Below are 13,458 nucleotides of genomic sequence, written 5' to 3'. Positions count from 1 at the left end.
TGCAGGCGTGTCTTATATTTTGTGTTAGATTAACCGAGGAAACTCAGTAATACCCCTGCCGCCACGGCCGAGCCTATTACTCCTGCAACATTTGGCCCCATTGCATGCATAAGGAGATAATTCGTTGGGTCTGCTTTTTGTCCTTCGATTTGAGATACCCTGGCTGCCATTGGAACAGCCGAGACACCTGCCGAACCTATAAGCGGATTGATCTTGTTTTTTATAAACAGATTCATGAATTTGGCGAGAAGAATACCTCCGGCAGTGCCCACAGAAAATGCCACGATGCCGATCATCAATATGAGCAGCGTCTGGACATTCAGAAACGATTCCGCTGTAGCAGTGGCTCCAACGGTTATGCCAAGAAAAATAGTAGTTATATTCATCAATTCATTCTGGACGGTTTTGCTCAACCTCTCCACAACGCCACTTTCACGCATAAGGTTACCCAGCATCAGACATCCTATAAGTGTAGTAGCAGAAGGGAGTATCAGGGCAACTACTGCCGTAATCGTTATGGGGAATATAATTTTTTCCGTCTGGGATACTTTACGAAGTTGTAACATCTTGATAGATCGTTCCTGTCTGGTGGTTAACCCACGCATGATTGGCGGTTGTATAACTGGTACTAAAGCCATATATGAATATGCGGCCACGGCAATAGGCCCTAAAAGATCCGGTGCCAGTTTCGAAGTCAGATAGATGGCCGTTGGACCGTCTGCACCACCTATAATACCTATCGAGGCTGCTTCATTGGGGGCAAAACCTAAACCGATTGCTGCCAGATAAGTGGCAAAAATACCGAATTGTGCCGCAGCTCCCAGTAAAAGACTTTTTGGGTTGGCTATAAGCGGTGAAAAATCGGTCATAGCGCCGATGCCTATAAATATGAGACAAGGATAGATTCCCAATTTCACCCCTAAATATAAGTAGTCCAGTAATCCAGCTCCATCAGCAAACATAGACCAATTTACATGTCCACCCCTGAACAATTCTGGATTGAATAACCCAGCACCAGGTAAATTCGTAAGTAACATGCCAAAGGCTATGGGAAGCAGCAGTAACGGTTCAAATTGTTTTACGATAGCCAGATATAATAACAGGAAGGAGACAGATAACATTATGATTGCTTTCCAGCTTAAACCCGCGAATCCTGTAGAATGAAAAAAATTCTGAATACTGTCATCTACCGATATATCCTGGGAGTAATCCCTTGTTGATGTGACAGACGATGTTTCTTGAACGGAAGAGTTATGAGGAGGCTCATTCTGAGCTGACAAGTAAAAGGTTAAATTTATAAAGGCGATTAATATAAATACGAAAATATATATCCTACTTTTCATTTCTGATTCTTCTTAGAATTTGTGCTCCCTCACTTTAAAATCTGGTGGAGAGGTAATTGGTTTGCTCGCTTTTAATTGCAATTAGATTGCTTTTTTATCGTTCGCACGTACTGTATTGTGGTGAAAAATTCGGGAAACAAACAGGGTGTTTGTTCCTTTTTCCATTTTCTTCTGATTTAGCGTAGCGATTAATCTATCCCATAATGAAAGCATTATAACCAAAACAGCCAAGATGATCATCACCATTCCGAATCCGATACCGACAATGATAAACGCGTTTCCCCAATTAATCTGTAGTAATTCCATAATCTTTAATTATCACCTATTTAGTTATTTATAAATTTGCAATCAAAAAACAAAATAACCACCATTCCGTCATTGAACCAATTATGAATATTATATTCAAAAAGGGATATCGTGAAAAGTGAATCCAAATTTTGGTCGGAAAAATTGGAATAATATTCCGATCAAGGAGAATTTGCCAGATATATAGCAATTTATTGCGCCTATCCCTTGTGCCTATTTCAAGACCCAAAATTACAATTTTTTTTGGAAAGATGAAAAAAAGAAATAAAAGAAGACTTTACTGACTTTTCCTGTAGCTCATCACCGCCCAAGTATTCAATACCAGTGCGAAGCAGGATAGGGCAAGGAATTGGGGTATCATTTCGAAGAAGGTACTACCTTTGAGATATACCAACCTCATTACTTGCATAAAATATTTCAGCGGATTAAAAATGGTGATGGCTTGCGCCCATTGCGGCATACTGATGATGGGTGTAAACAATCCGCTGAGCAGTATCAGAATCAATATAAAGAAAAAATTTACGAACATGGCTTGCTGCATGGTCTCCGAATAGTTGGAGACAATCAGTCCCATTCCCGAAACGACAAGGATATAGATGGTGGCAAACAGGAAGATGGTGAGCAGGTTTCCCACGGGATGAAGTCCGTATATCAATATTCCAAGTCCAATACAAATGAGCAGTACGGCAAATCCTATCACCCAGTAAGGAATCAGTTTTGCCAGTACGAACATCAGCTTCTTTACCGGTGTAACGTTGATCTGCTCAATGGTGCCCGTTTCCTTTTCGCTGACGATATTAAGTGCGGGTAAAAACCCGCAGAGCAACGTCAGAAGGAACCCCATCAGGGCGGGTATCATAAAGACCTTGTAATCCAGATGGGGATTGAATTTGAATTGCGATATCACACCGAACGAAGGGATTTCTGCCAATGTCACAGCGACTTGTCCCCTTTGTTCTTCTCTTAGTTCTCCGGCATAATCACCCAATATGGCGGACAGGTAGGTCGAGCCCAATCCCCCTTTAGTGCTGTTGACCGAATTGGCTGAAATCATCACCCGGGCTGCACCTTCGTTGATAAGGCTTTTCTCAAACTCATCCTGAATTTCCAAAATAATATCCGCTTCTCCCGATTCAATACTTTGCATCGCTTCGGGATAGGAAGATAAGATATCGGTCAGCTTGAAATAGCCGGAGGTGCCGATTTTTTGGATCAACCGTTCCGAATAGACGCTGTGATCGTTGTCTACAATGCTCAGCTTGACGTTCTTTATTTCCAGATTGACGGCCCAAGGGTAGATCAGCATCATCATCAGTGGCATCGCCAATATCAATTTCGGCAGGAAGGCATTCCTCCGGATTTGTTTGAACTCTTTTTCTATTAAAAATTGCAACATGGCTCTCTAATTTAACCGGATTTTGAATTTGCGTAGCGAAAGTACGATCAGCATGATGGCCATCGTGATGATAATAAGCAGTTCTTTGGCGACGAACTGTACTTCCACGCCTTGAATCATTATCTTCTTCACCGCCTCGACGAACCAACGGGCGGGCACGACGGCCGAAATCCACTGCAATATGGAAGGCATGCTCTCGATGGGGAAGATAATGCCCGACAGCAGCATGGTCGGCAGCATCAATCCTATCCCCGAGACAAGCATGGCTGCCATTTGGGTGCTGACCAATGTCGATATGAATATGCCCAACGCCAGCGCGACGAGAATAAATAACAGCGATACCATCGTGAGCCAGAATAGGCTTCCGGCGACCGGCACACCGAGCACAAACACCGACAGAAGAAGGATGGTAATAAGATTGACAACTGACAGGGTGAAGTAGGGGACTACTTTGGCGAGGATGATATATATCGGTTTCATCGGTGAAGAGAGCAGTACCTCCATTGTTCCCGTCTCCTTTTCCCGGACAATGGCGATCGACGTCATCATGGCGCAAATCAACATCAGGATCAAACCCATCACACCCGGCACGAAGTTATAGGCGCTTTTCAATTGTGGGTTGTAGAGCATTTTTACTTCAGGGATGATCTGGAACGGTATCTTGTATTGCGCCATCAATTCCTGCTGATATGAATTCAATATGCCCGTAGCGTATCCCGTGAGCATCGACGCCTGGTTGGGATCGGTCCCGTCGGCGATCAACTGTACTTTCGCCTCGCCCATGTGTAACAGGTTGTCGGCAAAATTTTCGCTGAAAACGATCACCAGATTGATTTTACCATGTTTGAATACATCATTGATCTGGTCGGGGTTCGTCAGTTCCTTGTCGATGATAAAATATTCACTTGCCCTGATGCGCTCCATAATTAACTGAGTAGATGCATCCTTAGACGGGTCGAACAGGGCCACTTTCACATCCTTCACCTCGGTGGTGATGGCGAAACCGAACAGCAGAATCTGTATGATCGGCATGACCAATAGGATCAACATCGTCCGCTTATCCCGAAAAATGTGATAATATTCTTTCCTTATGAATGATCTGAATTGTCTCATTTTATTCAATTGTCAATTCTCGTCGCTTTCCTTGCCAATTGCTGAAACACCCCATCCATATTCTCTGCTCGAAACTGTCGGCGCAAGTTCTTGGGGGTATCGAGGGCTTCGATCCTGCCATCTACCATAATCGATACATGGTCGCAATATTCCGCTTCATCCATATAGTGGGTCGTCACAAAGGCGGTGATTCCCCGTTCGGTTGCCTGATAGATGAGTTCCCAGAATTGGCGACGGGTGACGGGATCCACGCCGCCGGTCGGTTCATCCAGAAAGACCACCTTCGGTTCGTGGAAGATGGATACCGAAAAAGAGAGTTTCTGTTTCCAACCCAAAGGGAGTGATTTCACCAGTGCCTCCCGTTCTTTCTCTAACCCGAGTTCGTGCAAAATGGCATCGGTTTTGGTGGCGATCTCCTTACTCCTCATGCCGTAGATGCCACCGAAAAGCCTCAGGTTTTCCCATACTTTCAAGTCTTCGTACAGCGAGAACTTCTGACTCATATAACCGATATTTTGCTTCACCTTTTCCTGCTGACGGGCAATATCGAATCCGGCGACATACCCTTTTCCGGCTGTGGGTCGGCTCAGTCCGCACAACATACGCATGGCGGTGGTCTTACCTGCGCCGTTGGCGCCGAGGAAGCCGAATATCTCCCCTTTTTTCACTTCAAAGGATATCTGGTCGACAGCGGTGAAATTACCGAACCGTTTGGTCAAATTTTCCGTATATATTACTTTATCTTCCATTGTCTTACTTTTTTGATAGCAGCATAAAACAGTCTTCCACTGTGGGGCGAATTTGTTGAATATCGATATCCGAATAGTCTCTTGCCACTAAGAACTCTTTTAGTTGACCGGAGGTAGCCTGATTGTTTAGTGTGACATGAAACGTCTCTCCAAAGGAGAACGAAGTGCGGATAAGAGGGCAGCCCCGTAAATCTTTCAATAATTTATGCATTCGGTTTGCCTGCACTGCCCAAAGAGTGTGAGGATAATCAGCAATGATGTTTTGCGGTGTATCGACTTTTAGAAATTCTCCATCCTGTATCAGTGCGATACGGTCGCAGCGTGTCGCCTCGTCCATATAGGGCGTTGAGGCGATAATGGTAATTCCCTGTGCTTTTAACTTCATCAGCATTTCCCAGAATTCCTTGCGTGAGACGGGATCCACACCGGTGGTCGGTTCATCGAGAAACAGGACCGTCGGCTTATGGATCAGGGCGCAACTCAGTGCCAGTTTCTGCTTCATCCCGCCCGAGAGTTTTCCCGCCCTACGATTTTTGAACGGCTCGATCTGCTTGTAGATATCTTCTATCAGATGGTAATTCTCTTCGATGGTGGTATGGAAGACGGTCGCAAAAAAGTGCAGGTTTTCCTCCACCGTCAAATCCTGATACAGCGAGAATCTCCCCGGCATATATCCGATGATGTTGCGGATCTGCTTGTAATCCTTTACCACATCCAGCCCATCGACCGTAGCCGTGCCGCTGTCGGCAAGCAGAAGGGTGGTCAGGATACGGAAGAGGGTGGTCTTTCCGGCGCCATCGGGACCGATGATGCCGTAGATCTCGCCCTTTTCCACCTCCATACTCAAATTGGTAAGGGCTTGTACCGTTCCGTAACTTTTGTGGATATTATTGGCTGATAAAGCTATCATAGTTAATCGATTTTGATCTCTCCGTACATTCCTTTTTTGATATAACCATCGTTTTTGACATCGACTTTCACTGCATACACGAGGTTGGCACGTTCGTCGCGGGTCTGAATCGATTTGGGTGTAAATTCCGCCTTGTCGGAAATCCAGATGACCGTTCCTTGATATTCTTTCCGATCCGATTTACCCTGGTCGGCATATACTTTCACCGGTTGCCCGATTTTTAGCGAGGTAAGCTGGTCGGCGGTAATATATACCCTCAGCTTCATATTCTCAATATCGGCGACTTTGAACAACATTCTTCCCTGGGTGGCCAGTTCGCCTTGTTCGGCATATTTCGACAACACTGTGCCGTCGATAGGACTTGAGATTATACTTTTCTGTATCTGGTCGTCGATTTGGGCGACCTGTGCGATCAACCCTGCACTTTCTCCCGACACACTCCGATTGTTGTTCTCCAATGTTTCTGTTTGTGCGGAGAGCTGCTTCTCGAGAATGGAAATCTGCGCGTTGATATCATCCAGTTGCTTCTGGTTGGCGGCATTCGACTTGACCAGATTCTCAAACCTTTTCTGTTCGTTTTTCTGCGTTGCGATCTGTTGCTGGATCGAAGCGATCTGTCTGGACACATTGTACTGGCGGCTCTCTACCGCTTTCATACTGGCCAAAAGTTGCACTTTCTTGAGGTGAAGTTGCACGGTATCGATATAGCCCACTTGCTTACCCGCTTCCACCTTTTGACCCTCTTCGATGGCGAATTGGATCAATTCTCCCGTCGCCCTGGCGGATACAGTGACTTCCCGTGCTTCAAAAACGCCTGAAGCGTCGTAGGTTCCTTTGCCGTCTCCGCATGAAATGATAAGTGTCGCAGTAACTCCTATTAGCAATAAGATATTTATTTTCATATTTTTGGTGTTTTGAGTTTTATTATTTGTGTCAAATTTGAAATCTATAGAAATAGCATAGGCCGGTTGAGATATCCCGTTTTAATTATTGGTGGCAAATTTGAGATTGTAGATGGCGAGCAGCAATTCGGTTTCGTGCAAGATCTTATCCTGAATTGCCATTTGTTCAGCGTTGATATCCCGTGTAAGATCGCTTGCAGAGATAGTTCCATTGGCCATTTTTACTTCTGAAGCACGTTTGACAGAACCTCTTAAGGCGATGATTTCATCGTCATATTTCAACTGGTCGAAGTAATTGTCGATGTGGTTGTCCTTTTGGGTTACATCGAGATTTATGTTGAACAGGAAAGTCTCTCGTTGGTTTTCGATGTTTTGGATGCTGTTCTGGATAACTTTCCGGTTGTTCTTTTGGGTATAAAAGTTCCCGAAATTCCAAGATAGCCTGACGCCGGCAATATAGTATGCTTCAAAACCCTCTTTTAACATGTTCAATCCCGGATTCCCATATCCCCCTGTGGCAAACAATCCGAGTCTGGGCATCAGGCTTGCACTTATTTCCCGGTCTTTTGTCTCGAGGTTCTGGATCTGTGCATCATATAATCCCAACTCAGGACGATTGATTGTCAATGTGGAAGGTCGAACCGGTATGGGTTTCACAAAATCCGTATTTTCACTCAATTCTTCACCAATCAGCTTCGACAGTATCTCGATGTATGCTTTTTTGGTATTGATAAATTGCACTTCATTCTGCTTCGCTTTTAAGATGTCCACCTTTACTGCATCGAGATCGGATTGGTTCGCTACCCCATTTTGGACGTAAGAGGCTATTTTATTGTAATTCCGATCGAGTTCGTCCTGTAACAGCCCGATTTGACGGATCTGGGCGTCGGCCAACAAAATGCCAAAATAGAGCTGGTTGATCCTTTCGTTGATGGCGTAAATGGTGACTTCTATATTCTTTTTATTGACTTCGGCGGCGGTTTGGAGTCTTTCCTTTTGCGACTTGATGGTACCTCCATCCCAAATAATCTGATTCACATCAAGACTTGCGTTATATTGGTCTTTGCTCAATGCAGGTACACTCACACCTTGTATCCCCAACTGGGAAAAGTCAACTGGTAACTTTGTCACATCCGACTGATAAGTGGCTTTGGCCGAAAAAGTGACCTGCGGTAAATAACCTTTATTGGCATTCGACAAGTTGTACTCTTTCGTCTTCTCTATCAAATCGTATTGTCTGATTAGTGGATAGTTTGCCTGTGCTTTCGTATAGCAATCTTCGATCGTTAATTGGGCAAAGCTGGTAAGCCAGCCCAAAAACAGCAAATTGGAAATGAAAAACTTTTTTTTCATATGACTGTTTCTTATTAATTTGATTATTTAACCGATTAATTAATTCACGGATAAAGAAATATAACGGAGAAAAAATACTTAATCGTAGAAGTGTTGAATCGTTTAATTTTTAAATTATTGAAACGTTAAATCGTTTAGTTGATTTCCGGTAAGATTATATTCTTAGTCGGGATAAAACTGTCTCAATTACTTCTTTTTGTCGCTGTTCCAACATTTCCACAAAATCTCCATCCGGTATATTTAATGCTCTTTGAAGTATCGGTTTTACCAAAAATGGCGTAACATTCAATGATACAATAGTAATTAACAGATCCGGCGTAGAAATTGGACGAATAGTTCCTTTTTCGATCTCCTTTTTAAGCTCTGCTTCCACCTGAAGAAAAACAGGGCCTATATGCTGCCTCAATCTATCGACTAAAGATTGGAGTCGGACAGGATTGGATGAAATTTCATTCAATACAAACTGAGCAAGCTGCAGATTCTGTTTCAAAAAATTGAAATGAAATCCGATTGCCTGCGCTATCCTTTCTTCTATGGTGGATCCACTCACTCCTATATTCAGGATATTGGTCGCTATCATTCCTATTTTTTCTTCGAATACTTTTTCGAATAGGTTGTCTTTGGTCCTATAGTAGTAATGTACCAGTGCCTGATTACAGCCGGCTAACTTCGCAATCTGGCCTGTTGATGTTTTTGAATAACCTTGTCTCAGGAAAAGTGCTTCGGCAGCTTGCAAAATTTGAAACTCCATATTCTTATCCTCTGTTTTCATTATGCAGAATCTATTTAATTGTTTAATTAAATTGCAAAGTTAAATCATTTAATTAAACAATAAAATATTTTTCAAGAAAAACAGAGAAAAATTTTTCATCGCATTGATTTTATGATAATTAAAACCATCAATGGCAAAAAAGTATAGAGTTATGAATTCCACCATAAATAAAAAAAAAGATTGTCCCGATATGGGACAATCTAAATTACTTTTATCAAACTGGATCAGTCTTACTTGGAAGCTTCGATCGAAGCCTTACGGAAAGCTTTCAGTTGTTTTTCTATCTCCAAAGAAGCCTTACGTGCACGGGCACCGGCAGCTTTATTGTTATTTTCTGCTTGAAGTGCAGCATTTTCCTGGAACAATGCAATTTGTTCGTTGATGTTTGCCAATAATGTTTTCATAATTCTTTATTTATTTTTATGTAATTCTCCGCAAAGGTAATTCATCAGAGTATTTCTCAAAAATTATCTCCATCTTTTATTTGATATTTTCTTTAACAATTTTACTCTATACCCTATTAAAACTGAAAGAATTCTGTTATAGCCGGCAGTAAAAAAACAGGTAATAATTTATAAAAAAGACTATTACTATATATCCAGAGGTATCACATAGGTACAATTTGGTTTTTACACCGATAATATGATCCGAATTGAACAGTACCGATTTATCCTTACGGATCCGTCGATCACGCCCATAAAAATATTTGTCATACGCGTCCAGATAGACGCTGGATTCAGAAAACGCCCATTGGTAACTCATACTTGAGAAAACCGCTTTTTTTCAAGAGAATCTCAACTTTTTTGTATAAGTTTACAACCTGAATCAAACTACATTCAATCAATCGTTTTTTATTTATGCTCACATCTCAAATCTCTACGGCTGCGTTTGTCGATACAAAACCCCATTTCCATATTCTCGACGGATTGCGCGGTGTGGCAGCGATCATGGTTGTTTGTTTCCACATATTCGAGGCTTTTGCCACCAGTCATATCGACCAGAGACTCAACCATGGTTATCTTGCGGTCGATTTTTTCTTTATCCTCTCCGGATTTGTGGTAGGTTATGCTTATGATGATCGTTGGGGAAAGATGAATATCAGGAACTTTCTCAAACGAAGGCTTATACGCCTTCATCCGATGGTAGTGATGGGAGCGATTATTGGCGCAATCATGTTCTATACCCAGGGCTGTTCCGTATGGGATGTATCCACCGTCACTATCGGAACACTGTTAATTGGTGCATTATTGAACGCGTTGTTAATTCCGGCTACTCCGGGGGTAGAAGTCAGGGGGATCGGCGAGATGTTTCCCCTGAATGGCCCAAGCTGGTCATTGTTCTTTGAGTACCTCGGCAATATCCTCTATGCATTGTTCATCCGTCGATTTTCCACTACGGCACTTACGATATTAGTTTTTCTTGCCGGAAGTGGCCTGGCGGTATTTGCTATATTCGGGCCGCTCGGCGATATCTGTGTAGGATATTCACTGACAGGAACAGAATTCACAGGAGGATTCCTTAGACTACTCTTTTCTTTCTCTGCCGGACTACTCCTTTTTCGTCTTTTCAAGCCTATTAAAATAAGGGGAGCTTTCTGGCTCTGCAGTCTGGCTATCATCGCCCTACTGGCTGTACCACGCATAGGCGGACATGAGTATTTATGGATGAATGGGATGTATGATGCGTTCTGCGCGATCCTGTTTTTCCCACTCCTTGTCTATCTTGGTGCTTCAGGGAAAACTACCGACAAATACACTATCCGGGTATGCAAGTTCCTGGGAGATATTTCCTATCCTCTGTATATGGTACATTACCCCTTCATTTACCTCTATTATGCCTGGGTAAAGAATAACAATCTCACATTCCAGGAATCATTCCCCGGTGCTGCGGCAGTGGTGATAGGAAGTATTATTCTGGCTTATATCAGTCTAAAGTTTTATGATATACCGGTACGGAGATACCTGACAAATCGATTTTTAAAACTAAAAAATAATACTAAAAATTAGTATTGTAACGGTCTTGTGATCCTCAACATGGAGCCATAAACGGCGTTACCATACAACATCTCATCAGGATCTGTACTCCCAATGCCTGAAAAAGAATTTCTGATTTGGACTGGATGATAAAATCCCTACAGACAATAAAGGAAACAGGGATCAGAGGCAACAAACCGGTATTGGATTCCAGAGAACCATTGGATAACCAGCCCGCATCCTGTCCGGGAATTGTCCATCCGTTCATGTTAAACAGATAATCAACCAGCCATGGACGTTCTATATCAATACGCGAAAACTTTATACTTACATCTACGGGTACGTCATTGTCGTTTAAGCAGGAAAAGGTAGCATGGACCCATTCCGAGACTTCTTTCCTTTCAATGAAATGTAGCGGAAAAATATTGGAAGGGCAATATGTCACGAAAGGCGAGTCAATACGACTTCTCTCCGATCTTGCGACCAAACTGTTGGCATATAATAAAACCCTTTCTACCGGTAAAATAGGATCATCCTGTACGACAGCCCGCCTCAAGATCGGCTGATTTATTTTTGTTATATTATCTTTCTCAATCTTTTCTATCCGTTCCAGATGTACAAGACCGGAACTGACCACTGAACGAAGTTTCTCCCGGGCTTCCAACACCGACCGTCTACGTTCCGAATCATCGGTTTTAAGACGAGGTATCATCTCTTTTATCTCTTCGAACTCCTGATCCGACAGCGAGGTATCCGATGCTGGACCACATGACCTCAACGCTCTCCGAACAGCTTTACCGACAGGATTTGCCGGCAGGATAATATGCCTGTAGATACTTTCCAGTGAATGTCCGGAGGGATAATATATATCGTTCCATGCGGGGACAGGATCCACCAAGGCGGAAATATTCTCTACAGCCGCCATTGAACCTCCGGGGTTTGTCGCAGACCAGGGATTGGCATAGCGTGATTCATCAAGTATGGAGGGAGGCCAGGAGAATAAAAATTTCATCCTGCTACCGGAAGTACCCATAAATGTTTCGGAAATAAAGCCGTCTGTGAGCAGTACTCTGAGCGTCCTCCGGATATTCGGATCGGTTATGATTGAGGCCATTATGTTACTTTCGTGAAGGTAATGGAAAATTGCTGGTACGCAAATCGTACCAGCAATTTTTGCTTGTTATTATCCCTTATACTCTTTTGTAAATACTATTGCGGAGGACATTCCGGTACAATCGTATTAATCCATCCGATAATCTGCAAGCCATCATTCCTGATTGTTTTCCCGTCGAAAGAAGATGCAAATTTCTTGTCGCTACTACCATGGGCATACCCTCCACTGATAGCGAATGGCCCCCATCCAAAACTCACCTTGGTTTGCAGTTTACTGGTAATCATTTCAGCTTCCTCTTTTGAAAAGTCAGCACTTATAGCCAAATCCCTTACGGCAATAAAACCGGTGGGTAACATTGGGAAAGGAGTGTTGAGCGGTTGGTTTCTTGTTCCGTTGGAAAGTCCTCCTTTACCGTATGAATTTCCCAGTGACCACCCTCTGACTGAGTATAGTAAGTGGTTATACCAGGGACGGTTGATCTGCACCCGTGTAAACTTGAACGATACCTTAATGTTCGTCGTCTGTTTGTTCATAGATACATGGGAGTCTTCTTTGTCGAAGCTACCTCCTACGTGCCACAATCCCCATCTCGCATCACCACCGGCTGTGATTTTCGAAAAATCGGAATGCTCATTAGTCTTCAGGGTTTTGGAATCCAGCGTCACCGATGTCCACGTATCTGCTGCTGCAGGTGCAAACCAGTTGGCAGGTATTGCATAAGCCGGCCAATATTTTTTGGTCGGATCAAATACATCAGCCCGGGCATAGTTCTCATATTGCACATTTGCATTACTGAATACAAGCCCCACCTGATTGTTTATATACTGGGATTCTACTGCCAGCATATCTTCAACACGGCTCTTCTGTGCATTTACCCAATCCTGATATGCCGAATTAACCTTTGATATATATCCAGGACCCATGAGACTCCATTGGCGTTGACCTGCCGGATCCTTCAGATCAATGCCGAAATACACCATTAACAGACTATTCAAGGCTGTATTATATGCTTCCATCTTACGTTTGTAATTGGCATAAACCGGAGAGTCTACCTTTACCGGGATCGGCTTTCCATCACCATCAAAGTCTGTGCCGTCTGTATGCAAATAATTAAAAGCTTCCTCATATCTTTTTTTTGCATACTCGTCAACAGGTGGCGGTGTTACCTGCGCTTTAAGGGTAAGTGGATAAATCCCTTGGGATAAGGTATATCCGTTTTCCGCAGTAATAGGATTAATGCTAAACAGTTTGTCAACCATTGTAGAGAAATTCTGTAAACTCTTCACGTCTCCGGTAGGATTTGTCGGTGACTGCGGGTTGGCAAAAGATGCGATGTCAAGGGCCTGTCCGGGCCAGTTCAAAGACAGGTACACATTCTGATTCTGGCTCACTCCCTGCAATTTTAATTCTGCCGGAGGATCAGCATACGCGCTGAATAGCGTGTCATAAATAGACTGTAGGATCAATTTGTCAATGTCTGCCATAATGTTCTTTTTTTAGATTAATAATTTGTTATTGTTTGTTCAT

12 protein-coding genes and 1 pseudogene are annotated in these 13,458 nt (G+C 43.1%); 1 reads left to right on the top strand and 12 read right to left on the bottom strand.

Annotated elements, in window-relative coordinates; translation table 11 throughout:
- Positions 1–29 precede the first annotated feature (29 nt).
- From VB073_RS02245 to VB073_RS02200, 10 genes and pseudogenes are all read right to left on the bottom strand, one after another.
- Positions 30–1,121, bottom strand: coding sequence for a sodium ion-translocating decarboxylase subunit beta (locus tag VB073_RS02245; RefSeq protein WP_416349492.1), 1,092 nt, complete (start codon positions 1,119–1,121; stop codon positions 30–32).
- A 303-nt stretch (positions 1,122–1,424) separates the two neighbouring features.
- Positions 1,425–1,649: a hypothetical protein gene (locus VB073_RS02240; protein ID WP_323402518.1), complete on the bottom strand. Its 225-nt coding sequence runs from the start codon at positions 1,647–1,649 to the stop codon at positions 1,425–1,427.
- Between the two features lie 277 nt (positions 1,650–1,926).
- Positions 1,927–3,045 carry an ABC transporter permease gene (locus VB073_RS02235; protein WP_323402517.1) on the bottom strand — a complete coding sequence of 373 codons (1,119 nt, stop codon included), beginning with the start codon at positions 3,043–3,045 and terminating at the stop codon, positions 1,927–1,929.
- Positions 3,046–3,051: 6 nt separating this feature from the next.
- Entirely contained in the window at positions 3,052–4,158 is a 1,107-nt protein-coding gene (locus VB073_RS02230; RefSeq protein ID WP_323402516.1) for an ABC transporter permease, read from the bottom strand.
- 5 nt (positions 4,159–4,163) lie between these two features.
- Positions 4,164–4,892, bottom strand: a pseudogene (locus VB073_RS02225) (ABC transporter ATP-binding protein); the annotation flags it as partial.
- 19 nt (positions 4,893–4,911) lie between these two features.
- Entirely contained in the window at positions 4,912–5,817 is a 906-nt protein-coding gene (locus VB073_RS02220; RefSeq protein ID WP_323402514.1) for an ABC transporter ATP-binding protein, read from the bottom strand.
- Positions 5,818–5,819: 2 nt separating this feature from the next.
- Positions 5,820–6,719 carry an HlyD family secretion protein gene (locus VB073_RS02215; RefSeq protein WP_323402513.1) on the bottom strand — a complete coding sequence of 300 codons (900 nt, stop codon included), beginning with the start codon at positions 6,717–6,719 and terminating at the stop codon, positions 5,820–5,822.
- Positions 6,720–6,800: 81 nt separating this feature from the next.
- Positions 6,801–8,072 carry a TolC family protein gene (locus VB073_RS02210; RefSeq protein ID WP_323402512.1) on the bottom strand — a complete coding sequence of 424 codons (1,272 nt, stop codon included), beginning with the start codon at positions 8,070–8,072 and terminating at the stop codon, positions 6,801–6,803.
- Between the two features lie 154 nt (positions 8,073–8,226).
- Positions 8,227–8,823 carry a TetR/AcrR family transcriptional regulator gene (locus tag VB073_RS02205; protein WP_323402511.1) on the bottom strand — a complete coding sequence of 199 codons (597 nt, stop codon included), beginning with the start codon at positions 8,821–8,823 and terminating at the stop codon, positions 8,227–8,229.
- Positions 8,824–9,074: 251 nt separating this feature from the next.
- Positions 9,075–9,248 (bottom strand): histone H1, encoded by a 174-nt coding sequence (locus VB073_RS02200; protein WP_323402510.1) that lies wholly within the window; start codon positions 9,246–9,248, stop codon positions 9,075–9,077.
- 453 nt (positions 9,249–9,701) lie between these two features.
- On the opposite strand from VB073_RS02200, the gene VB073_RS02195 reads away from it, so the two are divergent.
- On the top strand, positions 9,702–10,850 hold the full coding sequence (locus tag VB073_RS02195; protein ID WP_323402509.1) for an acyltransferase: 1,149 nt from the start codon (positions 9,702–9,704) through the stop codon (positions 10,848–10,850).
- A gap of 22 nt (positions 10,851–10,872) precedes the next feature.
- On the opposite strand, the gene VB073_RS02190 is transcribed toward VB073_RS02195, so the two are convergent.
- Positions 10,873–11,931 carry a hypothetical protein gene (locus VB073_RS02190; RefSeq protein WP_323402508.1) on the bottom strand — a complete coding sequence of 353 codons (1,059 nt, stop codon included), beginning with the start codon at positions 11,929–11,931 and terminating at the stop codon, positions 10,873–10,875.
- A 95-nt stretch (positions 11,932–12,026) separates the two neighbouring features.
- Positions 12,027–13,415 carry a hypothetical protein gene (locus tag VB073_RS02185; RefSeq protein ID WP_323402507.1) on the bottom strand — a complete coding sequence of 463 codons (1,389 nt, stop codon included), beginning with the start codon at positions 13,413–13,415 and terminating at the stop codon, positions 12,027–12,029.
- Between the last annotated feature and the right edge of the window lie 43 nt (positions 13,416–13,458).

Source organism: Proteiniphilum sp., assembly GCF_034927365.1.
GTDB lineage: Bacteria > Bacteroidota > Bacteroidia > Bacteroidales > Dysgonomonadaceae > Proteiniphilum.
The sequence above is the reverse complement of the archived record's forward strand: the minus strand, read 5'-3'. Positions and strand labels throughout refer to the sequence as shown.